The 24,479-nt window shown below is 51.2% G+C and carries 19 protein-coding genes and 1 pseudogene; 13 read left to right on the top strand and 7 right to left on the bottom strand.

Annotated features, from left to right (window positions below; translation table 11 throughout):
• Positions 1 to 237: 237 nt before the first annotated feature.
• From ubiG to yfaE, 4 genes are all read left to right on the top strand, one after another.
• On the top strand, positions 238 to 957 hold the full coding sequence (ubiG, locus tag NXT09_RS13825; protein WP_039506507.1) for a bifunctional 2-polyprenyl-6-hydroxyphenol methylase/3-demethylubiquinol 3-O-methyltransferase UbiG: 720 nt from the start codon (positions 238 to 240) through the stop codon (positions 955 to 957).
• A 349-nt stretch (positions 958 to 1,306) separates the two neighbouring features.
• Positions 1,307 to 3,592, top strand: a complete 2,286-nt coding sequence (nrdA, locus tag NXT09_RS13820; protein ID WP_205565625.1) for a class 1a ribonucleoside-diphosphate reductase subunit alpha — start codon at positions 1,307 to 1,309, stop codon at positions 3,590 to 3,592.
• A gap of 123 nt (positions 3,593 to 3,715) precedes the next feature.
• Complete coding sequence (gene nrdB, locus NXT09_RS13815) at positions 3,716 to 4,846, top strand: class Ia ribonucleoside-diphosphate reductase subunit beta (RefSeq protein ID WP_014700796.1); 1,131 nt, start codon at positions 3,716 to 3,718, stop codon at positions 4,844 to 4,846.
• Positions 4,847 to 4,849: 3 nt separating this feature from the next.
• Complete coding sequence (yfaE, locus tag NXT09_RS13810; protein ID WP_010284079.1) at positions 4,850 to 5,110, top strand: class I ribonucleotide reductase maintenance protein YfaE; 261 nt, start codon at positions 4,850 to 4,852, stop codon at positions 5,108 to 5,110.
• A 117-nt stretch (positions 5,111 to 5,227) separates the two neighbouring features.
• On the opposite strand, the gene NXT09_RS13805 is transcribed toward yfaE, so the two are convergent.
• On the bottom strand, positions 5,228 to 5,578 hold the full coding sequence (locus NXT09_RS13805; RefSeq protein ID WP_205565624.1) for a hypothetical protein: 351 nt from the start codon (positions 5,576 to 5,578) through the stop codon (positions 5,228 to 5,230).
• A 457-nt stretch (positions 5,579 to 6,035) separates the two neighbouring features.
• Between NXT09_RS13805 and NXT09_RS13800 the strand changes: the two are divergent.
• The 6 genes and pseudogenes from NXT09_RS13800 to NXT09_RS13775 all read left to right on the top strand — a co-directional run.
• A pseudogene (locus NXT09_RS13800) lies at positions 6,036 to 6,239 on the top strand (hypothetical protein); the annotation flags it as partial.
• Positions 6,240 to 6,255: 16 nt separating this feature from the next.
• Positions 6,256 to 6,603, top strand: coding sequence for a hypothetical protein (locus NXT09_RS13795; RefSeq protein ID WP_268580057.1), 348 nt, complete (start codon positions 6,256 to 6,258; stop codon positions 6,601 to 6,603).
• A 512-nt stretch (positions 6,604 to 7,115) separates the two neighbouring features.
• Entirely contained in the window at positions 7,116 to 9,266 is a 2,151-nt protein-coding gene (locus NXT09_RS13790; protein ID WP_268580056.1) for a collagen-like domain-containing protein, read from the top strand.
• Between the two features lie 280 nt (positions 9,267 to 9,546).
• Positions 9,547 to 10,422, top strand: a complete 876-nt coding sequence (locus NXT09_RS13785) for a hypothetical protein (RefSeq protein WP_268580055.1) — start codon at positions 9,547 to 9,549, stop codon at positions 10,420 to 10,422.
• A 271-nt stretch (positions 10,423 to 10,693) separates the two neighbouring features.
• Positions 10,694 to 11,608 (top strand): SPFH domain-containing protein, encoded by a 915-nt coding sequence (locus tag NXT09_RS13780; protein WP_040032929.1) that lies wholly within the window; start codon positions 10,694 to 10,696, stop codon positions 11,606 to 11,608.
• Entirely contained in the window at positions 11,608 to 12,063 is a 456-nt protein-coding gene (locus NXT09_RS13775) for an NfeD family protein (protein WP_014914568.1), read from the top strand. The genes NXT09_RS13780 and NXT09_RS13775 overlap by 1 nt, the downstream gene beginning before the upstream one ends.
• Before the next feature lie 37 nt (positions 12,064 to 12,100).
• Here the strand turns inward: NXT09_RS13775 and cueR are convergent, their stop codons facing one another.
• Complete coding sequence (cueR, locus tag NXT09_RS13770) at positions 12,101 to 12,508, bottom strand: Cu(I)-responsive transcriptional regulator (protein ID WP_205552735.1); 408 nt, start codon at positions 12,506 to 12,508, stop codon at positions 12,101 to 12,103.
• Between the two features lie 117 nt (positions 12,509 to 12,625).
• On the opposite strand from cueR, the gene copA reads away from it, so the two are divergent.
• From copA to ybaK, 3 genes are all read left to right on the top strand, one after another.
• A complete protein-coding gene (copA, locus tag NXT09_RS13765; RefSeq protein WP_268580054.1) occupies positions 12,626 to 15,346 on the top strand; it encodes a copper-exporting P-type ATPase CopA in 2,721 nt (906 codons plus the stop codon).
• Between the two features lie 174 nt (positions 15,347 to 15,520).
• Positions 15,521 to 16,339 carry a TraB/GumN family protein gene (locus tag NXT09_RS13760; RefSeq protein ID WP_268580053.1) on the top strand — a complete coding sequence of 273 codons (819 nt, stop codon included), beginning with the start codon at positions 15,521 to 15,523 and terminating at the stop codon, positions 16,337 to 16,339.
• 70 nt (positions 16,340 to 16,409) lie between these two features.
• Entirely contained in the window at positions 16,410 to 16,889 is a 480-nt protein-coding gene (ybaK, locus tag NXT09_RS13755; RefSeq protein WP_014914564.1) for a Cys-tRNA(Pro)/Cys-tRNA(Cys) deacylase YbaK, read from the top strand.
• 303 nt (positions 16,890 to 17,192) lie between these two features.
• Here the strand turns inward: ybaK and NXT09_RS13750 are convergent, their stop codons facing one another.
• The 5 genes from NXT09_RS13750 to NXT09_RS13730 form a co-directional block, all read right to left on the bottom strand.
• A complete protein-coding gene (locus tag NXT09_RS13750) occupies positions 17,193 to 18,575 on the bottom strand; it encodes a glycoside hydrolase family 28 protein (RefSeq protein ID WP_268580052.1) in 1,383 nt (460 codons plus the stop codon).
• 285 nt (positions 18,576 to 18,860) lie between these two features.
• Complete coding sequence (yjiA, locus tag NXT09_RS13745) at positions 18,861 to 19,847, bottom strand: GTPase (RefSeq protein WP_268580051.1); 987 nt, start codon at positions 19,845 to 19,847, stop codon at positions 18,861 to 18,863.
• Between the two features lie 16 nt (positions 19,848 to 19,863).
• Positions 19,864 to 20,067 carry a YbdD/YjiX family protein gene (locus NXT09_RS13740; RefSeq protein ID WP_005976130.1) on the bottom strand — a complete coding sequence of 68 codons (204 nt, stop codon included), beginning with the start codon at positions 20,065 to 20,067 and terminating at the stop codon, positions 19,864 to 19,866.
• 145 nt (positions 20,068 to 20,212) lie between these two features.
• On the bottom strand, positions 20,213 to 22,366 hold the full coding sequence (locus tag NXT09_RS13735; protein WP_039274650.1) for a carbon starvation CstA family protein: 2,154 nt from the start codon (positions 22,364 to 22,366) through the stop codon (positions 20,213 to 20,215).
• Between the two features lie 292 nt (positions 22,367 to 22,658).
• The coding region (locus tag NXT09_RS13730) for a discoidin domain-containing protein (protein ID WP_268580050.1) at positions 22,659 to 24,479 on the bottom strand (1,821 nt) is incomplete at its 5' end.

Here is a 24,479-nt window from a genome sequence, read left to right as displayed (position 1 = left end):
TCTATTTAGGCATCTACCCGTGTTCAGAAAAGTGAACCGTTCAGATAAGGTGAACTGTTCAAAAGGTGAAAAATTATATCACAAAGCGCCGTTTCGGGGGAAACTCCCTTCCGCTCTGAACAGACTGTTTTCCCAGCGGACCTTTATTCTGCAGAGAAAAACGACACCGCTGCACGTTGCAGCGCGAAGGGAGTATACTCGCGGCAGTATAAAGATGACGAAAGGCAGTGATGACACATGAATGTAGAAAATCAAACTCCGAACGTTGACCATCAGGAGATTGCCAAATTTGAGGCTATCGCCTCACGCTGGTGGGATCTAGAAGGTGAATTCAAACCCTTGCACCGCATTAATCCGCTGCGTCTGGGCTATATTTCGCAGCACGCGGAAGGCCTGTTCGGCAAGAAAGTGCTGGATGTCGGCTGCGGCGGCGGTATTTTGGCCGAAAGCATGGCGCGTGAAGGCGCAGACGTCACCGGGCTCGATATGGGCGCAGAGCCGTTGCAGGTCGCGCGTTTGCATGCATTAGAAAGCGGTGTCGCCGTCGATTACGTGCAGGAAACGGTAGAAGCGCATGCACAGGCTCATCCGGGTCTCTACGATGTCGTCACCTGTATGGAAATGCTGGAGCACGTTCCTGACCCGCAATCCGTGGTGCAGGCCTGCGCCAGATTGGTCAAACCCGGCGGGCACGTCTTTTTCTCCACCATCAACCGCAATGCGAAAGCGTGGATGATGGCCGTTATCGGTGCGGAGTACGTGCTAAAAATGGTGCCGCGCGGCACGCACGACATTAAGAAGTTCATTCGACCAGCAGAACTGATGCACTGGGTTGACAGCACACCACTGCGTGAAAAGCATATCACCGGGCTGCACTACAACCCGCTGACGGACCATTTTAAACTGGGTCCAAACGTGGACGTGAACTACATGCTGCACACTCGCCACGATAAATAGAACCGATTAAGAATACTCTTAAAAATTGCGTGGTTTTTCACCGCGCAATTTTCCAGGTTTTACCTGAAAAACCAACAAAATGACTACGACTTATTTTTTTTACAGAATATTGACATCCTCTTAGCCCTTACAAAATCAGGATTTCGAGAAACCAACGGTTTGGCACCCTGAAATTAACACCAAAATCAAGCCTTGTACTCAAACGAATCCAGACTAGAATACTCACCATGTAGTAGCCATTTATCAAAAAATATCTATATCTAGTATTTATCCACAGAGTTAGTCACAGAGGCAATTCTGTGAATAAACAGGGGATATTTTTTATTTTCACCAACAGGTAAATCCCAACATGAACCAGAGCTTGCTCGTTACCAAACGCGATGGCAGTAAAGAAAAAATCAATTTGGATAAAATCCACCGCGTCATTACCTGGGCCGCAGAAGGTTTACACAATGTCTCCGTTTCTCAGGTCGAACTGCGTTCACACATTCAGTTTTATGACAGCATCAAAACCTCTGATATCCATGAAACCATCATTAAGGCTGCCGCCGATCTGATCTCTCGCGAAAGCCCGGATTATCAATATCTGGCTGCACGTCTGGCTATCTTCCATCTGCGTAAGAAAGCCTACGGCCAGTTTGAGCCGCCTGCTCTGCTGACTCACGTCACCAAGATGGTAGAACTGGGCAAGTACGACAAACACCTGCTGGAAGACTATAGCCCGGAAGAATTCGCCCAGATGGACGCTTTCATCGATCACTGGCGTGACATGAATTTCTCCTATGCGGCGGTAAAACAGCTGGAAGGGAAATACCTGGTACAAAACCGCGTCACCGGTGATATCTACGAAAGCGCCCAGTTCCTGTACATTCTGGTCGCCGCCTGTCTGTTCTCCGGCTACCCACGTGAGACGCGTCTGGATTACGTTAAACGTTTTTATGACGCAATCTCTACGTTCAAAATTTCTCTGCCGACGCCAATCATGGCGGGCGTGCGTACGCCAACGCGTCAGTTCAGCTCTTGCGTGCTGATCGAATGCGGCGACAGTCTGGATTCCATCAACGCGACCTCCAGCGCGATCGTAAAATACGTTTCCCAGCGTGCCGGTATCGGCATCAACGCGGGCCGTATTCGTGCGCTCGGCAGCCCAATTCGCGGCGGTGAAGCATTCCACACCGGCTGTATTCCTTTCTATAAACACTTCCAGACAGCGGTGAAATCCTGCTCTCAGGGCGGCGTACGCGGCGGGGCTGCCACGCTGTTCTATCCGCTGTGGCATCTGGAAGTGGAAAGTCTGCTGGTGCTGAAAAACAACCGTGGCGTAGAAGGCAACCGCGTTCGTCACCTCGACTACGGCGTGCAGTTGAACAAACTGATGTATCAGCGTCTGGTAAAAGGTGAGGACATCACGCTGTTCAGCCCGTCTGACGTACCGGGGCTGTACGACGCGTTCTTCGCCGATCAGGATGAGTTTGAGCGCCTGTATGTGCAATATGAGCAGGATGACAGCATCCGCAAACAGCGCATCAAAGCGGTCGAACTGTTCTCCCTGATGATGCAGGAACGTGCTTCTACGGGCCGCATCTATATTCAGAACGTTGACCACTGCAACACACACAGCCCGTTCGATCCGCAGGTTGCACCCGTTCGCCAGTCCAACCTGTGTCTGGAAATCGCACTGCCGACCAAGCCGCTGAACGACGTGAACGATGAAAACGGTGAAATCGCGCTGTGTACGCTGTCTGCTTTCAACCTCGGCGCCATCAACAGCTTAGACGATCTGGAAGAGCTGGCGACGCTGGCCGTGCGTGCGCTGGATGCCCTGCTGGATTATCAGGATTACCCGATTACAGCGGCAGAGCGTGGCGCAATGGGTCGCCGCACACTGGGGATTGGCGTGATCAACTTCGCGTACTATCTGGCGAAAAATGGCGTGCGTTACTCCGATGGCAGCGCCAACGGCCTGACACACAAAACGTTTGAAGCTATTCAGTACTACCTGTTGAAGGCGTCGAATGTGCTGGCACGCGAACAAGGTGCTTGCCCGTGGTTCAATGAAACCACCTATTCGCAGGGTATTCTGCCTATCGATACCTATAAGCGCGATCTGGATGCGATCTGTAACGAACCGCTGCACCTCGACTGGGAAGCGCTGCGTAACGACATCAAAGAGTACGGTCTGCGTAACTCCACGCTGTCGGCGCTGATGCCGTCTGAGACGTCATCTCAGATCTCCAACGCCACCAACGGTATTGAACCACCGCGCGGCCATATCAGCGTCAAAGCATCCAAAGACGGCATTCTGCGCCAAGTGGTGCCAGAGTACGAAACGCTGAAAGATGCTTACGAACTGCTGTGGGATATGCCAAGTAACGACGGCTATCTGCAACTGGTTGGTCTGATGCAGAAGTTTGTCGATCAGGCGATCTCCTCCAACACCAATTACGATCCGTCACGTTTCCCATCAGGTCGAGTACCGATGAAACAGCTGCTGAAAGATCTGGTCACGGCCTACAAATTTGGTGTTAAAACGCTGTATTACCAAAACACCCGTGACGGCGCTGAAGACGTACAAGATGACCTGTTAGCAGAACCACAGGACGACGGCTGCGAAGGCGGCGCGTGTAAGATTTAAGCCAATTAATGAAAGGCTGCCGATGCAGCCTTTCATCTTTTATAGCAGGCGTCGCAGCCCGCCCCTTATGGGCCTTCACAAGCGACGTTAAAAAATGCTCCCGGCATTTTTTTGGAGAGACTCATGGCCTATACCACTTTTTCACAGAACAAAAATGACCAGTTGCTAGAACCGATGTTCTTCGGTCAGTCCGTTAACGTGGCGCGTTTCGATCAGCAAAAGTATGAAATTTTCGAAAAGCTAATCGAAAAACAGCTGTCTTTCTTCTGGCGTCCAGAAGAAGTCGACGTGTCCCGCGATCGCATCGACTATCAGGCGCTGCCCGATCATGAAAAGCATATCTTCATCAGCAACCTGAAATACCAAACGCTGCTGGATTCGATTCAGGGACGTAGCCCGAACGTGGCGCTGCTGCCGCTGATTTCTATCCCTGAGCTGGAAACCTGGGTGGAAACCTGGGCGTTCTCGGAAACCATTCACTCACGCTCCTACACGCACATCATTCGTAATATCGTGAACGATCCGTCGCTGGTGTTTGACGATATCGTAACGAACGAAGAGATTCTGAAACGTGCCAAGGATATCTCCGGTTACTACGACTCGCTGATTGAGATGACCAGCTACTATCATCTGCTGGGTGAAGGGACACATCAGGTTAATGGCAAGACCGTGACCGTAAATCTGCATACGCTGAAAAAGCAGCTGTATATCTGTCTGATGAGCGTAAACGCGCTGGAAGCGATTCGCTTCTACGTCAGCTTTGCCTGTTCCTTCGCTTTTGCAGAACGCGAACTGATGGAAGGCAACGCCAAAATCATCAAGCTGATTGCCCGTGATGAAGCGTTGCACCTGACCGGCACGCAGCACATGCTGAACCTGATGCGTTCCGGCCATGACGACCCAGAAATGGCGCAGATTGCCGAAGAGTGTCAGCAAGAGTGTTATGACCTGTTTGTGCTTGCTGCTCAGCAAGAAAAAGAGTGGGCTGAATACCTGTTCCGCGACGGCTCGATGATTGGTCTGAACAAAGATATTCTGTGCCAGTACGTGGAATACATCACCAACATCCGTATGCAGGCGGTTGGGCTGCCGCTGCCGTTCCAGACGCGCACCAACCCAATCCCGTGGATCAACGCCTGGCTGGTGTCCGATAACGTGCAGGTTGCGCCGCAGGAAGTCGAAGTCAGCTCCTATCTGGTCGGTCAGATCGATTCAGAAATCAGCGACGACGATCTGAGCGATTTCCAACTGTAATCGATGAGCAATCCAACGATCACACTGCGCACATCCGGTGCGCAGTTTTCCTGTTCAGACGATGGCCCTTCCCTGCTGGATGTGCTGGAATCCAACCGCGTCAGCATTGAATATCAGTGCCGATCCGGCTATTGCGGCTCCTGCCGGCTGCGTCTGGTAAAAGGCAGAGTAGCATATCGGCAAACCCCGCTGGCCTGCATCCAACAGGATGAAATCCTCCCCTGCTGCTGTATGCCTCAGGGCGATATCGAACTCGATATCTAGCGAAGAAATTAGCGAAAATGGTATGGCGAAATTCGCCAATGGAAACAAAAAATCATCATTTTGCAGACGCACTTTCTACTATGGAGGACACCTTATTGCAGCGTGTCCGCCATGCATTTACTTTCCAGCGTCTTTTTCCGTAGATTTCAGGTATTGCAGGACATCTTTTTTAATTTTTTCCTGATTAGAGTATTTCCACTCTTTCCACAACTCGGGATTATCAAGATAGACTTCGGAGCGAAGACCATAATCTTGAAGCACAACCCATTCTCTCAGTAATTCTTCATCGCGTTGTTGCAGGAAGCGTAATAACTCTATCAGCGTCAATGCGGTAGCAGGAAAGTTCGTTGTTTTCCCTTCAAGATATTTCCATAGTGTAGCTCTGGGCAGGTTCATCATCGTTTGCAGAACCCCCTTCTCAATCCCCATTTGCTCAAAGGTCTCTTTGAACACATCCGCATCATTCATAATATTAATTGTCTCCAATGCAGCGAAAAAACATCGCCATTAAAACATGATCCATGTCAATAAAGGAGCGTATTTTATCTTATCACCTGAGCTCTTTCCAGTTGAGGGCAATTAGGCCTTGAGTTTCAAGATATTACTCAAGACAAAATAACTTCACATCAAAATAACACACCTAAAATCAACTCCATTGAAGACAAGATTAACTCATGTAAGTCATTGGCAAAGCTTGTCATGCAAAAATTACGCTAATCATTCGCTGTGATTGCCGCAGGCGTTCCATTGATAGCCAGAAAAATCTTCAATGACAATGAGTTAATTTCATAAAGCACTTATTTCGCATCACATCCTGATATTCAGATCGACGTACCCTGGATCGGGAAATCAGTGCTGGATGTCAGCTGTCCGACAAAGCCAATAAGTGGGAACAGTTAGGTTAATCATCAACAGAGCAAAAAATATGAAAAGAATCGCTGTAATCACCCTCGGCGCAGTCACGTTTGGTTTGCTAGCCGGTTGTTCCTCCCAGGCTTCGCGGATGGCGGAATGTGAAGCACAAGGCATCAGTCGCGACGCCTGTTACATCGCGGAAAAGAACCGTCAGGCGACAATTAATGCCAGTGCGGAAAAGCAGGCGCTGGAAAACGCAGCGCACGCAGTACGCTAAGGAATTAACCCATATGAAAAACGGAACAGTAGCACTCTGCGTACTGGTGCTGACCGGCTCTCTGATCGCCGTAGCCAGCTACGGTAAGGAATTAGCGGGTACACCACACTCTGATCATGCTTCTCATCAAGCCATAAAGGCCACGCAGAAGAATACGACCAAATCCTCATGGGCAGGCTTTGGCATCACAGTGATTCGGGAGAAAGATGGCATCATCACCGTCGATGGAAAGCCCGCTGCGCTAGATGAGTGGAATAAAGATGCTCAGGTTTACTCTCAGGGGCTAAACACGCTGATTTTCTACAAAACGGGAAGAGTCGTGTTAATGCGTAACGGACAATTTGTTGGAGACTTGAGGTAACTTTCTGCGTGAGTGGCTTTTTGTTATTGGTTATTTGAGTGTGACATCATCAGAGGTTTTACTCAGCTTCCTCTGATTACTTGATAGAACGTATTTCTCTTTGTGGTTTATCTTTCCTGGTGATTTGCCCTTTATCTCGCATAAAGGGCTTTTTTTTTAGCTCGCTTGTAAAAAAACATGATGGCATTCAGTGTGCCATAACACAACCAAATAAAAACACCAATAAGTCACCAAAAAGACTTAAATGACAATTGTCATTTTCCGTCAAAAAAATAGATAGCCTGCAATGATAAATTAATCCCCACTATCTCCCTCACCCTACCCTTCATTTAAAACCCTTAAAAGAAATTAAAATCATTAACTTTTAAAACACTTCAATAAAACACATCAAAATCACTAAAAAAAGACTTGAGAATCACTAATCAAAGAGTAGGATTCGCAACATCAAAAGCCACCAATTACTCTTGGTGCACTCAAGACTTATTTAATTTTTTCTTTTAGGAATAATAAAGATGAAAACCAATACCACCAAAACATTGATCGCTCTGGTTGTTACCGCTGCTGTTGCACCTGTGACCGCGGCACATGCTGCACCTGTAACTGCTGCCGCAGCTCCTAATGCCACCGCAGCGTCACAACCTCATGCTCTTAATGCTGCTCGTGTAGACCGCTTCAAACAGTTGGCCTTTGGACACGGGAAGGCTCTAACACCTGCTAACCAAAAGCGTACCGCTTCGCAAGAAGTTTCCCTTATTCAGACTGTCTCTAATCATGTTGATAGTGTTGAAAAGCGAGCTAACCATGCGAACGCTAACGCAACGGCTGCACTGCATATGATTCAGAGAGCTGATAAGGCAATAGTGGCAGTTACTGAAACAGTGCAAGGTCAACAACTTGAACAGATGAACCGCGATCGTACGGCTAACCAGCACGTACAGCCTATCGTGGGTCACGATGGCGCTGATGGGGTTAACGGTAAAGACGGTGCAGCGGGTAAAGATGGTATTAACGGTGTAGATGGTAAGGATGGCGTGACCACGATTATCACCAAAGTTGAAACCGATACCGCTACACAAAACCAGGTTAAAGCCAATACAAAAGCCATTGCAGGTACTGAAATTGAGCTCCTCGGCGAGTCTAACTTACGCCGTGTATCGGACGTGAATCTGCAACACCAGATCAATGCGGCGAATGCGAAATTACAGGGCGACGAACTCACACAGATGAACCGCGATCGTACGGCTAACCAGCACGTACAGCCTGTCGTGGGTCACGATGGCGCTGATGGGGTTAACGGTAAAGACGGCGCAGCGGGTAAAGATGGTATTAACGGTGTAGATGGTAAGGATGGCGTGACCACGATTATCACCAAAGTTGAAACCGATACCGCCACACAAAACCAGGTTAAAGCCAATACAAAAGCCATTGCAGGTACTGAAATTGAGCTCCTCGGCGAGTCTAACTTACGCCGAGTATCGGACGCGAATCTGCAACACCAGATCAATGCAGCGAATGCGAAATTACAGGGCGATGAACTCGCACAGATGAACCGCGATCGTACGGCTAACCAGCACGTACAGCCTGTCGTGGGTCACGATGGCGCTGATGGGGTTAACGGTAAAGACGGTGCTAACGGCAAAAATGGGATCGACGGCGCAGCGGGTAAAGATGGTATTAACGGTGTGGATGGTAAGGATGGCGTGACCACGATTATCACCAAAGTTGAAACCGATACCGCCACACAAAACCAGGTTAAAGCCAATACAAAAGCCATTGCAGGTACTGAAATTGAGCTCCTCGGCGAGTCTAACTTACGCCGAGTATCGGACGCGAATCTGCAACACCAGATCAATGCAGCGAATGCGAAATTACAGGGCGACGAACTCACACAGATGAACCGCGATCGTACGGCTAACCAGCACGTACAGCCTGTCGTGGGTCACGATGGCGCTGATGGGGTTAACGGTAAAGACGGCGCAGCGGGTAAAGATGGTATTAACGGTGTGGATGGTAAGGATGGCGTGACCACGATTATCACCAAAGTTGAAACCGATACCGCCACACAAAACCAGGTGAATGTGAACACCGACGATCTGAAAGGTTTACAACTGCAACAGGCGAACCGCGATCGTACTGCTAACCAGCGCGTACAACCTGTCGTTGGCCACGATGGCGTTAACGGTGCGAACGGTAAGGATGGCGTGACGACGGTTATTACCAAAGTTGAAACCGATACCGCCACAACACAGCAGGTCAGTAACAACGCGATATCGCTCCGCGCTGTACGCTCAGAACAGGCTGTACAAGGCGTATTTGTACAACGCCAGACAACAGTCATCAACCAACATTCAGCACGTCTCGATCAGGACTCCGCCGCTATCGCTCAAAACAGCCAGCGCATTGACCAGAACGTGAAACGTATTGACGAGACTAAAGAGGATCTGAAACGCGGCCTGAATAATGCTGCTGCTATGTCTTCACTGCATTTCAACGGCAATCATGATTCATGGGCACTGTCTACAGGTTCAGCGAATGGTGAAGGCGCGGCACTGGCTGGCGGTCTGCAAAAGTCACTGACTGAACACACCGCGGTAACTTTCCAGTACTCTGACTCACTGTCTGGTGATTACATGGTCGGCGCGGGTATCCACGGCGATTGGTAAGCCCTCATCAACACTTTTAAAAGGCTGCCATTCGGTGGCCTTTTTTGTTTTCCTCTTATCAACGATAACGTGAAACTAATACTACGCCACACACGGGATCGCTGATGGTTTCTTCTCATGCGCATTGATAGCAAAAAAGCAACAATGCGTTTATATGCCAGGACGCATTTTTTTACACAACATCGCAAACGTGAAGACTTATCTCGCACTGGTAGTTAAAGCACCGTTGAAACTTTTCGTGCTATTCTGGTGCGGGTAGACAAAACAGGAAATCTATAAAATGTCACACGTTTTTCTTGAATTCGCAAACATCGATCCAGGAGTTAAGACTCTGGAAGATCTGCACTATGTGTTACGCAAAGATGATGACACCGCTTTTTCAATTAGCCCGGAAGTTGCACAATGGTTCAAGCAAACGTTGCAGGCATTCAAAGGCCAGAAACTCACGCTGCTCAAAAATTGTCGCATTGCTTTTGCCGACGGAGCGGAATTTATAGAAATTGATAGTAAAGGCAACGTGCAGCCAGCAGCCACCGTAGCACCAGCCTGGTACCCCGATCGCGGTGAATTCCTGCGTGAAAAATGGCTTATGAACAAGGAAATGCACGATCAGACCATTGTTGAATTTCTCCGTAACTTCCTGGAAATGTACCCCAACGTGAAAGATCGCAGGGTTCACGGCAATCTGCTGTTTGATCTGCAACTGGATAAAATCGACGCGGCAAAGTCTGCCGATAGCACCAAGCCGCCAGCAGGGAAGATTGGGAATAAAAACAGATTATCGACTCAGCCAAAAGTGAATGACCTGAACTCGTTCGACATGTTCCGCCAGTTCTATTCAAATCTTGAAGAGTCGGTGATCGCTAACCAGTTCCCTACCATGCAGGTTTTGACCGGACAAGAGAACCTCACCAAAGTGTCTACACCGTTGAAGGGCGCGGTCCGTACCTGGTTCAAGGCTATCACTGGCGAACTGCCACCGAATAATAAGAAGGTTGAAGCGGGCCACGCAGAGGTGTTTTGCGCACCGATTCAGACCACGCTACAGAAAATCACAGATTATGGGTTAGAGAAGTATTACGCTGAATTATCGCAAGTTATCCAGCAAGCGGGCGATCTCACACTGGATAAATTTGAATACCGATTCCCGAAGTAATAAAACGTCCACCACGCTAAAAGGCTGCCTATCTGCGCGAGCTTTTTTAGCTCGCTCATAAAAACAGGTGGCATTCAGCCACCATGGCGTAATGTCATTGCCTCTATTCTTTTTCCATGGATTGAAAAAGCAATATGACGAAAAGATAGGCTTTGCTGAGCGAAAGCGTTAGAATGCGCCCGCAAGGAAAGAAAATAAAACCATCCCTTTCAAATAGTTAATAAATACTATTACAAATAAACACACGTAAACGCCATTGGAGGTGAAAACTATGTTTACCGTCATTCCTATTTTGATCTTTGTTGCACTCATCATTGTCTGGTCAGGCATCAAAATTGTACCTCAGGGATATCAATGGACTGTGGAACGGTTTGGTCGCTATACCAAAACGCTGATGCCGGGGCTTAATCTGGTCGTGCCATTTATGGATCGCGTCGGCCGCAAAATTAATATGATGGAACAGGTGCTGGATATTCCTTCACAGGAAATCATTTCGAAAGATAACGCCAACGTCACTATCGACGCCGTGTGCTTTATCCAGGTTATCGATCCGGCGCGCGCCGCCTATGAAGTCAGCAATCTGGAACAGGCTATCGTCAATCTGACGATGACCAACATCCGTACCGTACTGGGTTCTATGGAGCTGGACGAAATGCTGTCTCAGCGCGATAGCATCAATACTCGCCTGCTGCACATCGTGGACGAAGCGACCAACCCGTGGGGCATTAAAATCACCCGTATTGAGATCCGCGACGTCCGTCCGCCGACAGAGCTGATTGCCGCGATGAACGCACAGATGAAAGCAGAACGTAACAAGCGTGCCGACATTCTGGAAGCCGAAGGGGTACGTCAGGCCGCGATCCTGAAAGCCGAAGGGGAAAAACAGTCGCAGATCCTAAAGGCGGAAGGTTTGCGTCAGTCCGCGTTCCTGGAGGCCGAAGCGCGTGAGCGTGCGGCGGAAGCGGAAGCACAAGCGACCAAAATGGTGTCCGAAGCCATCGCAGCAGGCGACATTCAGGCCGTGAACTACTTCATCGCCCAGAAATATACCGACGCGCTGCAACAGATTGGTTCTTCCAATAACAGCAAAGTCATCATGATGCCGCTGGAAGCCAGCAATTTAATGGGCGCCATCGGCGGGATTGCAGAACTGGTTAAAGACAGCAAAGAAAGCCGAGGTAAATAATGGGCATTGAACTGGTGATGGAAAATGCGCACTGGTTCTGGCTGTCGCTCGGCGGCCTGCTGTTAGCCGCCGAAATGCTGGGCGCCAGTGGTTATTTACTGTGGAGCGGCTTATCAGCGGTATTGGTTGGGCTACTAACGTGGGTCATGCCGATGGGCTGGCCATGGCAGGGAACGATTTTTGCCATCCTGACGATCGTCACGGCGCTGCTCTGGTGGTATTGGCTACGTAAACGGACGCTGTCACGCCCACAGTCAACGCTCAACCAGCGCGGGCAGCAGTTGATTGGCCTGCGCGCTACGCTGACTGACCCGGTGATCAACGGTTTCGGGCGGGTAAACATCGGTGACAGCAGCTGGCGCGTGAAATCAGAACAGGATCTGCCGGTTGGTACGCATGTTGAAGTGATTGCCATTGATGGTATCACGCTGCATGTGCGACCGGTTGAGCGCTAACATAACGCATTATTTGGGGGAGCTTGTCTCCCCTTTATCACTCTTTTCTCGTTTGACAACAGCCCGCCAGATTATTGATTATCGGACAGTCTGCGCCTCCATCCCCCGGACACTGTTCTGCCAGCGCCAGTAAATGTTCACGCATCGTTTTCAGCTCTTCGATATGCATCTCGATTTCCTGCACTTTCTGCAAGGTTCGCGCTTTTACATCCGCACTTCGCCGCAGCGGATCGTTAAATAACGTAACCAGCTCTCGGCATTCATCCAGATTAAAGCCAACCTGACGCGCCTGACGCAGCAGCGTCAGCTCTTCGACATGATGATCATCATAGCTGCGGTAACCATTTTCAGAACGCAGCGGCGTAGTCAGAAGTTCTTTCTCTTCATAGAAGCGAATGGTTTTACTGCTAAGACCGGTTTTTTTTGCAACATCACTGATATTCATGATTTCCCCCTTGACCCTCCCCTTGCTAGAAGGTTTACCTTACCCAATAACTAGTAGAAATCAGATGGCCGGTCAACGTCTTTCGCCGCCGGCTGTGATCACGGGAGAAAAATTACTATGTCACAAACCGTCTTGTTGTCATTGCAGGGACTGACCTGCGGACACTGTGTCCAACGCGTTAAAAAAGCACTGGATGCGCTGCCTGCGGTCGAACAAACCGACGTCACCCAACAGTACGCCAGCGTAAGCGGCGACGTGGATTCCCAGACGTTGATCGACACCATTGAGCAGGCTGGCTACGAAGCACAGCTTGCTACCACACCGGATGTGTCTCTCCAGCTTTCCGGTCTGAGCTGCAACCACTGCGTCGCCGCTACGCGTAAAGTGCTGGAAGCCATTCCCGGCGTTGTGGCAACGGATGTCACCACAGAACAGGCAACCGTGTATGGCAACGTTGAGGCCACGACACTAATTAGTGCCATTGAAGAAGCCGGCTATCACGCCAGCGTGCAGGAGAACGTTCACCCAAAAACTGAGCCGCTGGCACAGGTAGCGACGACGCCGGAAGCGCTGCCAGCGGCCGAGAGTATTCTTCCGGCAACAACATCATCCACTAGCGATGACGACAGCGTGCAGTTCCTGCTTCAGGGCATGAGCTGCGCCAGCTGCGTAAACCGCGTACAAACGGCGCTGCAAAGCGTCAGCGGCGTCACACAGGCACGCGTCAATCTGGCCGAACGTAGCGCGTTGGTCAGCGGTCATGCCGAGCCGGAAGCGCTGATTGCTGCCGTTGAGCAAGCGGGCTATGGCGCGGAAATTATTCAGGACGAAGAAGAACGCCGCACGCGCCAGCAGCAAACCTCTCAGCAAGCTATTCGCCGTTTCCAATGGCAGGCCGCGTTGGGCTTGCTGCTCGGTGTACCGCTAATGCTGTGGGGCGTGCTGGGCGGCAGCATGAGTCTGACGCCAGAAAGCCAAACGCCGTGGCTGGTCATCGGTATTTTGACGCTGGCGGTGATGGTGTTCGCGGGCAGTCATTTTTACCGTAACGCCTGGCGCAGCCTGAGAAATGGCACGGCTACCATGGATACGCTGGTCGCGTTGGGAACGGGTGCCGCCTGGCTTTACTCGATTACCGTTAACCTGTGGCCGGATCTTTTCCCGATGGCGGCGCGTCATCTTTACTACGAAGCCAGCGCGATGATCATCGGTTTAATCAATCTCGGTCATGCGCTGGAACAGCGCGCTCGTCAGCGATCTTCGCGGGCGCTGGAACGACTGCTGGATCTGACGCCCCCCACCGCCCGCGTCGTGACGCCGGAAGGTGAGAAATCCATTCCGCTGTCCGACGTGCAGTCCGGTATGACGTTACGCCTGACAACCGGCGATCGTATTCCTGTCGACGGTGAGATTTTGCAAGGCGAAGTGTGGGTGGATGAAGCCATGCTGACCGGGGAACCGATCCCGCAATCCAAAACGGCTGGCGATACGGTTCACGCAGGCACGTTGGTTTCCGACGGCAGCGTCCTCTTTCGTGCAGATGCGATCGGCAACCAAACCACCCTATCGCGCATTATCCGACTGGTCCGGCAGGCGCAAAGCAGCAAACCCGCTATCGGCCAGTTGGCGGATCGTATTTCTGCCGTGTTTGTTCCCGTCGTCGTGGCTATCGCACTTCTCAGCGGCGCAGTCTGGTTCTTCGTCGGGCCACAGCCGCAGATTGTCTACACACTCATTATCGTCACGACTGTCCTGATCATTGCCTGCCCTTGTGCGCTTGGGCTGGCAACGCCAATGTCGATTATTTCCGGCGTCGGACGTGCCGCGGAGTTTGGCGTGCTGGTGCGGGATGCCGATGCCTTGCAGCAGGCCAGCAAGCTGGATGTGCTGGTGTTTGACAAAACCGGTACGCTAACCGAAGGGCAGCCGCGCGTTGTGGCGATTCATACCTTCGGTGACGTGACGGAAGCTCAGGCGCTGACCTGGGCGGCCTCGCTGGAGCAAGGCTCAAATCACCCACTGGCAAAAGCGATTCTTGAACGAGCAGAGAATCTGACGCTCACGCCAACCGAACAGTTCCGTACGCTGCGTGGTCTCGGCGTCAGCGGCAAGATTGGTGACGCCGACCTGCTGCTGGGGAATCCGGCGCTGCTCAAACAGCATCAGGTCGATATCACCGCAGGCGAAACACTGATCAACGAGCAGGCTCAGCGTGGTATTACGCCCGTGTTGCTTGCAGCAGATGGTCACATCATTGCGGTGTTATCTATCCACGATCCGCTGCGAGCCGATAGCGTCAGCGCCCTGCAACGTCTCCACCAGCAAGGTTACCAGCTCGTCATGCTAACGGGAGACAACCCGCTCACGGCGAAGAGTATCGCGAAAGAATCGGGTATCGATCAGGTGATTGCTGGCGTGCTGCCAGACGGCAAAGCGGAAGCCATCAAAAAGCTACAGGCTCAGGGCAAGCGCGTGGCGATGATTGGCGACGGCATCAACGATGCGCCAGCACTGGCGCAGGCCGATGTCGGCATTGCGATGGGCGGCGGCAGCGATATCGCGATTGAAACCGCCGCTATCACGCTGATGCGCCACAGCTTGCACGGCGTCGCCGATGCGCTGGCACTGTCCAATGCCACGCTGCGCAACATGAAACAGAACCTGCTGGGCGCGTTTATCTATAACTCGCTGGGGATCCCAATTGCCGCAGGCGTGCTTTACCCGCTGACTGGAACGCTACTCAGCCCAGTGGTAGCCGGTGCCGCTATGGCGCTCTCCTCCATCACGGTGGTCAGCAACGCCAACCGCCTGCTGCGTTTTAAACCTAAAAGTCAGTAATGCAAACGCGGCGCGCCTCAACAACGCGCCGCGTTTTCCTTTGCCGAACTTCGTCACGATTTTTATCGCTGGCAACCAGACCCATTCAACCGCGCTTACTCCAGCTTCGGTATACCTTGTATTGTTCCGTATCTAGCGTTTAGCATAGTTCTTCCACATCAGGAGACAGAATCAATGGGGCAACTGCTGCGTAGAATCGCGACTTTTCTTGGCTTTATCTCACCGCTGGCTTATGCCTACCCGGCGATAGACGTTCAGCTTGCCAATGAACGGCAGTTGCATCTGGTCGGCAGTATTCATATGGGTAGCAAAGATATGGCACCGCTGCCCGATACGCTGCTGCAACAGCTCCGGCAGGCGACCGCACTTATCGTCGAAGCCGATATATCCGATTCACATTCCCCCTTCGGCCACAGTGACACCGAGCCACCGCTCGTGCAACGCCTCAGCCCGGAAAACTACCACCAACTGCAAAAAATCTGCGAGTCGCTCTCTTTCGATGAGAGCAATATCAGTACGCTTCCTGCCTGGCAGGCCGCACTAATGCTGCAAGCGCGACAGGCACAGCTGCTGGGCCTACGCCCCGACTATGGCATCGATTATCAGTTGATTAACGCTGCGAAATCTCACGGTATTCAGGTTATCGAACTGGAAGGACAGCAGACGCAGGTTGATTTGTTACAACAACTGCCGCAGGGCGGCCTGCTGTTGCTGGAAGATACGATTAAACACTGGCGCACCAACGCGCATTTACTACAAACGATGGTGGGCTGGTGGCTAGACAGCAGGCCGGGCAAATATACGCCGGATATCCCCGCGACATTCAGCAATGAAATGACCGACCTGCTGATGGGGCAACGTAACCGCCGCTGGCAACAGCAGCTTCAGGCGTTGCCACCCGGCAATTATGTTGTGGCCGTCGGCGCACTGCATCTGTATGGCGATGAGAATTTACCCACGCTGCTCAAAAACGGTCATACCGCAATCCCATGAAAAAACACGTTATGGCGCGTAGCCGCGTCCGCAAGATAAAGCCCGCTACAGGGTTAAGGATAGTGAAATCATGACACCCGCAGTCAATCTGCTCGAAAAGAATAAGGTCGCTTTTACGCTACACAGCTACCACCACGACAGCGACGAAACCAACTTTGGCGAAGAAGCAGCCAGAAAGCTGGGGCTGAATAAAGAACAGGTGTATAAAACGCTGCTCGTTTCTCTGAATGGTGATGCGAAAAATCTCGCCGTGGCCGTCACGCCAGTCGCTGGCATGCTGGATCTCAAGAAAGTTGCTCGCGCGCTGTCAGCTAAAAAAGCGGATATGGCCGATCCGATCATCGCTCAGCGTGTCACGGGTTATCTGGTAGGTGGAATCAGCCCGCTAGGGCAGAAGAAACTGTTGCCGACCGTGATTGATGAACCGGCGCGCCAGTTCGGTACTATTTTCATTTCCGGTGGTAAACGTGGGTTGGATATTGAGCTGTCGGCTGACGATCTGGCACGCCTGCTGCGCGCCACTTTTGCCGATATCGCCAAGCATGATTAATGTTCGCTATTAAACGAACATAGCCAGCCAGGCGATGTAGCATCAAAGCGAAGCAGATAGCAGAGGACTCCACGGCCAGTGTGTCCCCTGCTACCGCTTCATATACTCGTCATACTTCAAGTTACATGTGCGTTGGCTGCGTTCACGCCCCCGAATCACTTACTTAAGTAAGCTCATCGGGATGCCTTCTCTTGCCGCGTTATTCGGCCTTATGGCCTTCCCCCTTCGGGGTCAGCGCAAGCGCTGTTCAAAAACGCCTTGCCGTTTTTGTCCTGAAACTCGAATTATTTAGGGTATGATCGATTACTGATCGACTTTCGCCCCTTTATCCAACTGCATCACCGGGCCTTCTTTCACATTCAGCGTCAGGCCTTTGGTTTGCAGCTCCGCATTCCTCACGCGAATGCCTTTGTCCGCATCAATGCGCACATTATCAAAGTGGAAACCACTGAGCGGCGCTTCCGGTACGCCGATGATATATGCAGCGGCCTTAGTCTTACCGGTCGACTCCAGATTCTCGATCGTCACATTGCTGAAATGCGGCGTCTTGTACTGATCAAACGGCTGCTCTGGATCGGTATCCGGCGGGTAAATTTGCTCACCCATCGTGAAGCCACCTTCGGCCAGCATCTTATCTACTTCAGCCTGCACAATCGGCGCGGCTTTGTAGTAAGCGGCAAAGACCAGCGGGATTTCAACATCCACCATTTTGGTATTACGGTAGGTGATGTTTTTCACCTCGCCGCCTTTACCACGGTGGGTTTTAATGCGGATACCGTACATGGAACCTTCGAACTGGTTATTTTCCACCAGCACGTTATTCACGCCACCGGAGGTTTCGCTGCCGATAGAGATGCCGCGCCCCTGCTTCAGGATGTTGTTGGCGATATAGATGTTATCCACGACGCCATTCGGGAAGCGGCTATCCGGCTTCTCGGCTTTTATCGCGATGTGGTCGTCATTACAGTCGATATAGTTGTTGGTAATACGGATATTCTGGCTGTCGATCGGGTCGATCGCATCGGTATTTGGCGCATGCCACGGCGACAGAATCCGAGTACCGTTCACATCCACATCACGCGAGTAACGCATCACAACGTGGAAGCTCGGGGAATGTGTCAGCGTGACGCCATCCACCAGCACGTTACTAGAGCTTTTGATATAAATCAGACGTGGACGATCGGTGCCGCCCTTCTTACCAGTTGCACGAATATTCTCGCGCCAGCGCTCCCACCAGACAGCACCTTGTCCATCAATCGTGCCCTGCCCAGTGATAGCCACATTCTGTGCATCGGCAATACTGATAAAGGGAAGCCAGCCATTTTCCGCTTCAGCGTACTTGGTTTTTTCCGTCGCGCGATACGCCGCTTCTTCGGTCGACGCAACGATGGTCGCATCTTTTGCCAGGTCCAGTCTGATGTTACTTTTCAGGAACAGCGGATCGACCAGATAGTTACCGCGAGGAACGTGTACCGTTCCGCCGCCGGCCGCAGCACAATCATCAATTGCTTTCTGAAAAGCTTGAGTATTCAGTGCGATCTGTAGGCGGTGGCCTTCGGCCCCGTATTGCGTTACGTCACAGGTTTTATCGGGAAACTTCACTGAACTGGCCGCTTGTGCGGTACCCGCTTGAATACCCAACGTGATGCAGGAAGCCATTAATGACAGGGCAAGACCACTACGCATACTTAACCTCACTAAAAAATGAAATATCGTTTTAATAAAATACCACCCCTATTCCATTAAAAAGCGAGAGGCGATCACGTTTTAGATGTATTCGTAATAATTACAATAAGGTAGGATCTTTTTCGTGCAATTGCCCTATTCCCATCCAGAAAATTTACGTATGACAGAGGCCGACCTTGTCAGGCAGTGCATCGCGTAAACAGTGCAAGGGAGTAGTTAGAAGAAAGTAGAACCGAGGGGGAATCGTGCTGGCCTGAGCGACCAGCACAGAGAAGATAAATGGCGTTATGCCGTCAGGCGAGCGAAAGCGTCACGGATTTCCTGTTCAGGTAAATCCACACCGATAAACACCAGCACGCTCTTTCTTTCTTCATCAAGCTGCCATTCTCTGTCCCAGTCAGCGCTATACAAGCGCTGCACGCCCTGAAACAGCAGGCGGCGGTCATCACCATTGATGGCCAGAATACCTTTATAACGCAGCAGATTATCGGAGAATTGCAGCAACAGGTTTTCCATCACATCGGAAACAGACTGAAGCTCAACCGCCTTATCGAGATACACAACAATCGATTGCACGTTATTTTGCGTAGGAGCAACAAAGCGAAATACCGGTGTTTTCACGTCCAGCTTATCGCTGAGCACAAAGCCGTCGATGTTAAACAGCACGCTCAGATCGATATCGCCATGTACCACAGAGTAGATCGGTGCACGCGCATTGATGCGCTGAAGACGCGGTAGCAGCGTGTCGTCTTCGGTTGCCACGTCGGTTTTGGTTAGCAGTATGCGGTCGGCATAGCCAATCTGCGACTGGGCGATGGTGAACTGATCGAGCTGCTGCTGCGCATGTACTGCATCCACCAGCGTGATAATCCCGTCCAGAACAAAGCGTTCACAGATAACTTCATGCGAGAAGAAGGTCTGCGCCACCGGCCCCGGATCGGCCATACCGGTGCATTCAATGATGACGTGATCAAAATCCAACGTGCCGTTATCCACGCCATCGACCAGATCGAGCAGCGCATCGGCCAGCTCATTGGACTGCGTACAGCAGATGCACCCGTTGCTCAGCGTCGTAATCTGGCTGGCCCGTTCGCCGATTAACGTATTATCAATCGGGACTTCGCCGAATTCGTTTTCAATCACGGCAATCTTGTAGCCGTGCTCGGCATTCAGAATATGCCGTAATAAGGTCGTTTTTCCTGCACCAAGAAACCCGGTCAGAATGGTGACATACACGGGTTTCGTCACATCAGAGGATAAAGGTTGAGTCATAACAGGTCCCAAGTCGTTAACAGCAGCGCATCCCGCCTTTGCCGTCTCCACCATAACGCGCCTGCTGGCGTTCGCGGAAGAATTCTTCGTACGTCATCGCAGGTTTATCCGGATGATTAGTCTGCATATGCTGCACATAGGTATCATAATCTGGCATACCGACCAGCATACGCGCCGCTTGGCCCAAATATTTTCCTGCTTTTCCCAGATTGCCAAACATCATTACCTCCAGACCATCGCCTGCAATAGCGGCTAGATAAAAAATACCCTGTATAACGTTATACATTATACAGGGTATCTGTACCCGTCATCTTTCACGTTCAGCCTTGCTAGCTGTCTCGCAAAATCTGACGGGCGCGAATCACTTAGTGGCCGGAAGAGACTTTCACGCCACCTTCAGGAACCGGAACATACGGGGTTTCCTGATCGGTACGTTCAGCTACTTTACGTGCAGCCAGTGCCGCTTTAATACCGTACGCAATAATGCTGTACACCACGATCAGGAACAGAATGCTCAGACCGGCGTTGGTATAGTTGTTAGTCACGATATGGTTCATGTTCGAAATCTGCTGCGCGCTCAGATCGGCACCGCCTTCCGCAATTTTGCCCTTGAACATGTTCGCCATGTAGAAGAAGCCTTCCAACTGAGGATTGTCGCTGAACAGTTTCAGACCCAGCGCCCAGGTAGTACAAATCAGCAGCCAAATCGCCGGAACCAGCGTTACCCAGATGTACTGCGTACGTTTCATCTTAATCAGGATAACCGTACCCAGTACCAGCGCTACCGCAGCCAGCATCTGGTTAGAGATACCGAACAATGGCCACAGGCTCTTCACGCCGCCCAGCGGATCAACCACGCCTTGATACAGCAGGTAGCCCCACAGACCGACGCAGCCAGCCGTACCGATCATACCGGCAATCAGAGAGTCGGTTTTCTTCAGGAACGGAACGAAGTTACCCAACAGGTCTTGCAGCATGAAGCGACCCGCACGCGTACCCGCATCCAGTGCTGTCAGAATGAACAGCGCTTCAAACAGAATACCGAAGTGATACCAGAAGCCCATGTTGGCACCAGGAATGATCTGGTGGAACACGTGTGCAATACCAACAGCCAGCGTAGGTGCACCGCCTGCACGGTTCAGAACAGAAGGTTCACCGATGTCTTTCGCCGTCTGCAGAATCTGCTCAGGAGAAATCACGAAGCCCCAGGAGCTAACGGTCGCCGCCGCGTGTGCGGATACATCCTGCAACTGTGCCAGAATCATCGGCGCATCCGCTGTGCCCAGACGGTGCAGATCCGGCATCGTAATACCTAATGCCGCCGGCGGGGTATTCATCGCGAAGTACAGACCTGGTTCGATGATAGACGCCGCAACCAGCGCCATCACTGCCACGAAAGACTCCATCAGCATGGCGCCGTAACCGATGAAACGTGCATCGTTTTCGTTAGCCATCAATTTCGGCGTAGTACCGGAAGCAATCAGCGCGTGGAAACCAGACACGGCACCACAGGCGATAGTAATAAACAGGAACGGGAACAGCGTACCTTTCCAGACCGGACCGGTGCCATCCACAAACTGCGTTACCGCTGGCATTTTCAGGTCAGGATTCAGAATGACGATACCAATCGCCAGACCGACGATGACACCAATTTTCAGGAAGGTTGCCAGATAGTCACGCGGTGCCAGAATCAACCATACTGGCAGCAGTGCGGACACAAAGGCATAACCAATCAGCGTATAGGTGATGGTCGTATCTTTGAAGGTCAGCGCCGGGCCCCAGTACGGGTCATGTGCCACTACGCCACCAAACCAGATTGCCAGCACCAGCAGCACGATCCCGATCACCGAGATTTCACCGACTTTACCCGGACGGATAAAGCGCATGTAGACGCCCATAAACAGCGCGATCGGCACCGTAGAACACACGGTAAAGACGCCCCACGGGCTTTCTGCCAGTGCTTTCACCACGATCAGCGCTAACACGGCAAGAATGATGATCATGATAAGGAAGCAGCCGAACAGCGCAATCGTACCCGGTACCGGGCCTAATTCTTTCTTAACGATTTCGCCTAACGACGCGCCGTTACGACGGGTCGAAATAAACAGAACCATGAAGTCCTGCACGGCCCCCGCCAACACCACGCCGCCCAGCAGCCATAAGGTACCCGGCAAGTAGCCGACCTGCGCGGCCAGTACCGGTCCAACCAGCGGACCCGCCCCTGCGATAGCGGCAAAGTGGTGCCCGAACAGAACATTACGGTTCGTCGGCACATAGTTAAGGCCGTCGTTATTCACAACGGCAGGAGTTGCTCTGGTCGGATCTAACTGCATGACTTTTTGTGCGATATACAGGCTGTAGTATCGATAGGCCACGAGGTAAACGGCGACAGAAGCAACAATAATCCATAATGCACTGATATGCTCACCGCGACGTAGTGCGACTACGCCGAGGCAGGCAGCCCCGATGATTCCAAGAATCATCCAGGGGATGTGTTTAAGAATGGAACTGCTCTTCATAAGACATCCTTCAATTAAAAATAACAATCGTTTGATTTTGTTAGCTTTAGAAAAATAAACCCTGGTAATGCGTCGTGCGATAACGCGGGTTATCGCGTATTTCAGATAAAAGAAAATAGTGGCGGCACATTACGCCATCGCGTACGCGCGTGGGGCGGGTATTTGGGTAGGCGGCAGAATAGCGAGCTAAGCGGTTAGAATGACGCAGTAAGTGGCTGGGGATAAATTGGGCGGTATAAAACGAAAAGGCCGCGATATACGCGGCTATTGAAATAGGTCATCGGGCGAAGGGTTATGGAGCCTGATACGCCAGTTTGTAATTACCTGCCGTCACGGTACGGAATGTCACACTGTTGGTACGCCAGCGGATTTCCACTTCCGAAGATGACTGCACTTTCCAGCTTGAGGCGTCGTTGACGTTCAGCACCAGACGGTCAATGGTCGCCACGTCGGTGACCGGGTCAGTGATATCGAGTGCAAACGCAAACGCGAGTGAGTCCGGCACGCCGTTATTGGATGAAAACAGTTGCGCCCACTGCGCCGCTGTAATAGCGCCGAGATCGGCTGGCGTCATGCCGTCCGCAATCAGTGCTTCTGCGCCTGCGGTATCGGCTGACAGCGCACCAACATCAATCCACACCCCGTTCCGCAAGACATACCAGTTCACCAGATCACGTGTTACAGCAACACGCACCTTGCCGTTGCCCGTCTGTGTAGCTGCTAGCGTTGCGGAATTAATCTGTGACCATACTGCGGACGTCAGTGATTTTTGAATGGCTATTTGTGAGTAAGGTGCGTATTTCACTGGCACATTCAGCTGAGATGTAGACACAATAGATATCGGTAATTTTCCAGCCAGCTGTGATGCCATGATTTTCCCACTATCGGAAAATCCATTAAATGATTTTAATTCAGCCGGAAATAACATACCGTTACTCGCCGTAAAATATTCTCCTGTTCCTGTTTTTATCAGAACACTATCATTAGCTGAAAGTAATTTCAGGTCTCCAATTTGGACAAAGTTACCACTACCATTGCTATCGGTTATATTAAGTCTAAAGTAAATATACGCTTCACTTTTGGGGAATGACCACTCTCGCAGCTGTTGATTACCATTTCGACTATCATTAACTACTGAATATATTTCATCCCAATTTACCCCATCATTACTCCCTTGTAATAGAAATGACTTTGGTGATGCCAAGTCATTGGCATACGGGGTATTCATGTTGGTTATTCGTAACCCATCAATCTTGGTTGAGTTCGGGCATTTCACCTGTATCCATTGGGGAAATTCTGATGTTGGTTTTTTTGATGACCACCACGCATCAAGATTATTTATTGTTGTGCCATTCATAGCCTTATATGCTGGTGAGTTTTCATTTAATTGACTACTGGATGCAGCACTAAACCCTTCGTAATCATTTGCAGACATTGTAGGGATAATATTACTTTTAACATCAGGTAGCTCGATCGAGATAAATCTCCCATCCGCGCGAACTGGCGATGAATAAAACTCACCGTTTTTTTCCAGCTGTACCGATACACCGGTGTAAAGATGTAGTAGATCACCAAACATAACCGCATTCGTCGCGTTATAACCTTGTTCACTCGACGCATTGAAATCATCAACCACATAAGTCTGATTCGCCGCGCCTGCGACTTCTTTCAGCGCGTATGCTGCGAGATTAAACGTACTTTGTGGGCTAATGCTGAATGCATGATTTTGTCCCGCTGTTGCACCCTGACGATCGGCAACAATATAGCCAGAACCGCCTGTGCCCGAACCACCAACCGCGCTGATAATGGTTTTCTCATCCACCGGATTATAGCTCAGCGTCACGCCCGCCCCGGCTTCCAGCGAGGAATGGATAAGCTGCTTCGTTTTTTGCGTGTAGTCAGTGATTTCCGCGGTGGTGTGCGAGTGATCCGCGCCCGCAACGCCCATTTGCGCTGGTGTCGGTGAAACATCACCGCTACCCAGCAGCGATTGACCAAAGACAGTGCGGATAGTGGTGCCAGAGAGTAATGCATCCTGCTTTGCATTCCAGGCCGTTTTTTCATCCGGCGAGGCAAATTTTCTGGTAGCAGTTTCAGTAATCTGATCGGCCGT

The organism is Pectobacterium jejuense (assembly GCF_026800125.1).
Classification (GTDB): domain Bacteria; phylum Pseudomonadota; class Gammaproteobacteria; order Enterobacterales; family Enterobacteriaceae; genus Pectobacterium; species Pectobacterium jejuense.
This window is presented reverse-complemented; position numbering and strand designations above follow the sequence as displayed.

Bases quoted from the DNA above. Each gene is read 5' to 3' on its own strand.
- ubiG (WP_039506507.1), top strand. From the start codon at position 238: ATGAATGTAGAAAATCAAACTCCGAACGTTGACCATCAGGAGATTGCC.
- nrdA (WP_205565625.1), top strand. From the start codon at position 1,307: ATGAACCAGAGCTTGCTCGTTACCAAACGCGATGGCAGTAAAGAAAAA.
- nrdB (WP_014700796.1), top strand. From the start codon at position 3,716: ATGGCCTATACCACTTTTTCACAGAACAAAAATGACCAGTTGCTAGAA.
- yfaE (WP_010284079.1), top strand. From the start codon at position 4,850: ATGAGCAATCCAACGATCACACTGCGCACATCCGGTGCGCAGTTTTCC.
- NXT09_RS13805 (WP_205565624.1), bottom strand. From the start codon at position 5,578: ATGAATGATGCGGATGTGTTCAAAGAGACCTTTGAGCAAATGGGGATT.
- NXT09_RS13795 (WP_268580057.1), top strand. From the start codon at position 6,256: ATGAAAAACGGAACAGTAGCACTCTGCGTACTGGTGCTGACCGGCTCT.
- NXT09_RS13790 (WP_268580056.1), top strand. From the start codon at position 7,116: ATGAAAACCAATACCACCAAAACATTGATCGCTCTGGTTGTTACCGCT.
- NXT09_RS13785 (WP_268580055.1), top strand. From the start codon at position 9,547: ATGTCACACGTTTTTCTTGAATTCGCAAACATCGATCCAGGAGTTAAG.
- NXT09_RS13780 (WP_040032929.1), top strand. From the start codon at position 10,694: ATGTTTACCGTCATTCCTATTTTGATCTTTGTTGCACTCATCATTGTC.
- NXT09_RS13775 (WP_014914568.1), top strand. From the start codon at position 11,608: ATGGGCATTGAACTGGTGATGGAAAATGCGCACTGGTTCTGGCTGTCG.
- cueR (WP_205552735.1), bottom strand. From the start codon at position 12,508: ATGAATATCAGTGATGTTGCAAAAAAAACCGGTCTTAGCAGTAAAACC.
- copA (WP_268580054.1), top strand. From the start codon at position 12,626: ATGTCACAAACCGTCTTGTTGTCATTGCAGGGACTGACCTGCGGACAC.
- NXT09_RS13760 (WP_268580053.1), top strand. From the start codon at position 15,521: ATGGGGCAACTGCTGCGTAGAATCGCGACTTTTCTTGGCTTTATCTCA.
- ybaK (WP_014914564.1), top strand. From the start codon at position 16,410: ATGACACCCGCAGTCAATCTGCTCGAAAAGAATAAGGTCGCTTTTACG.
- NXT09_RS13750 (WP_268580052.1), bottom strand. From the start codon at position 18,575: ATGCGTAGTGGTCTTGCCCTGTCATTAATGGCTTCCTGCATCACGTTG.
- yjiA (WP_268580051.1), bottom strand. From the start codon at position 19,847: ATGACTCAACCTTTATCCTCTGATGTGACGAAACCCGTGTATGTCACC.
- NXT09_RS13740 (WP_005976130.1), bottom strand. From the start codon at position 20,067: ATGTTTGGCAATCTGGGAAAAGCAGGAAAATATTTGGGCCAAGCGGCG.
- NXT09_RS13735 (WP_039274650.1), bottom strand. From the start codon at position 22,366: ATGAAGAGCAGTTCCATTCTTAAACACATCCCCTGGATGATTCTTGGA.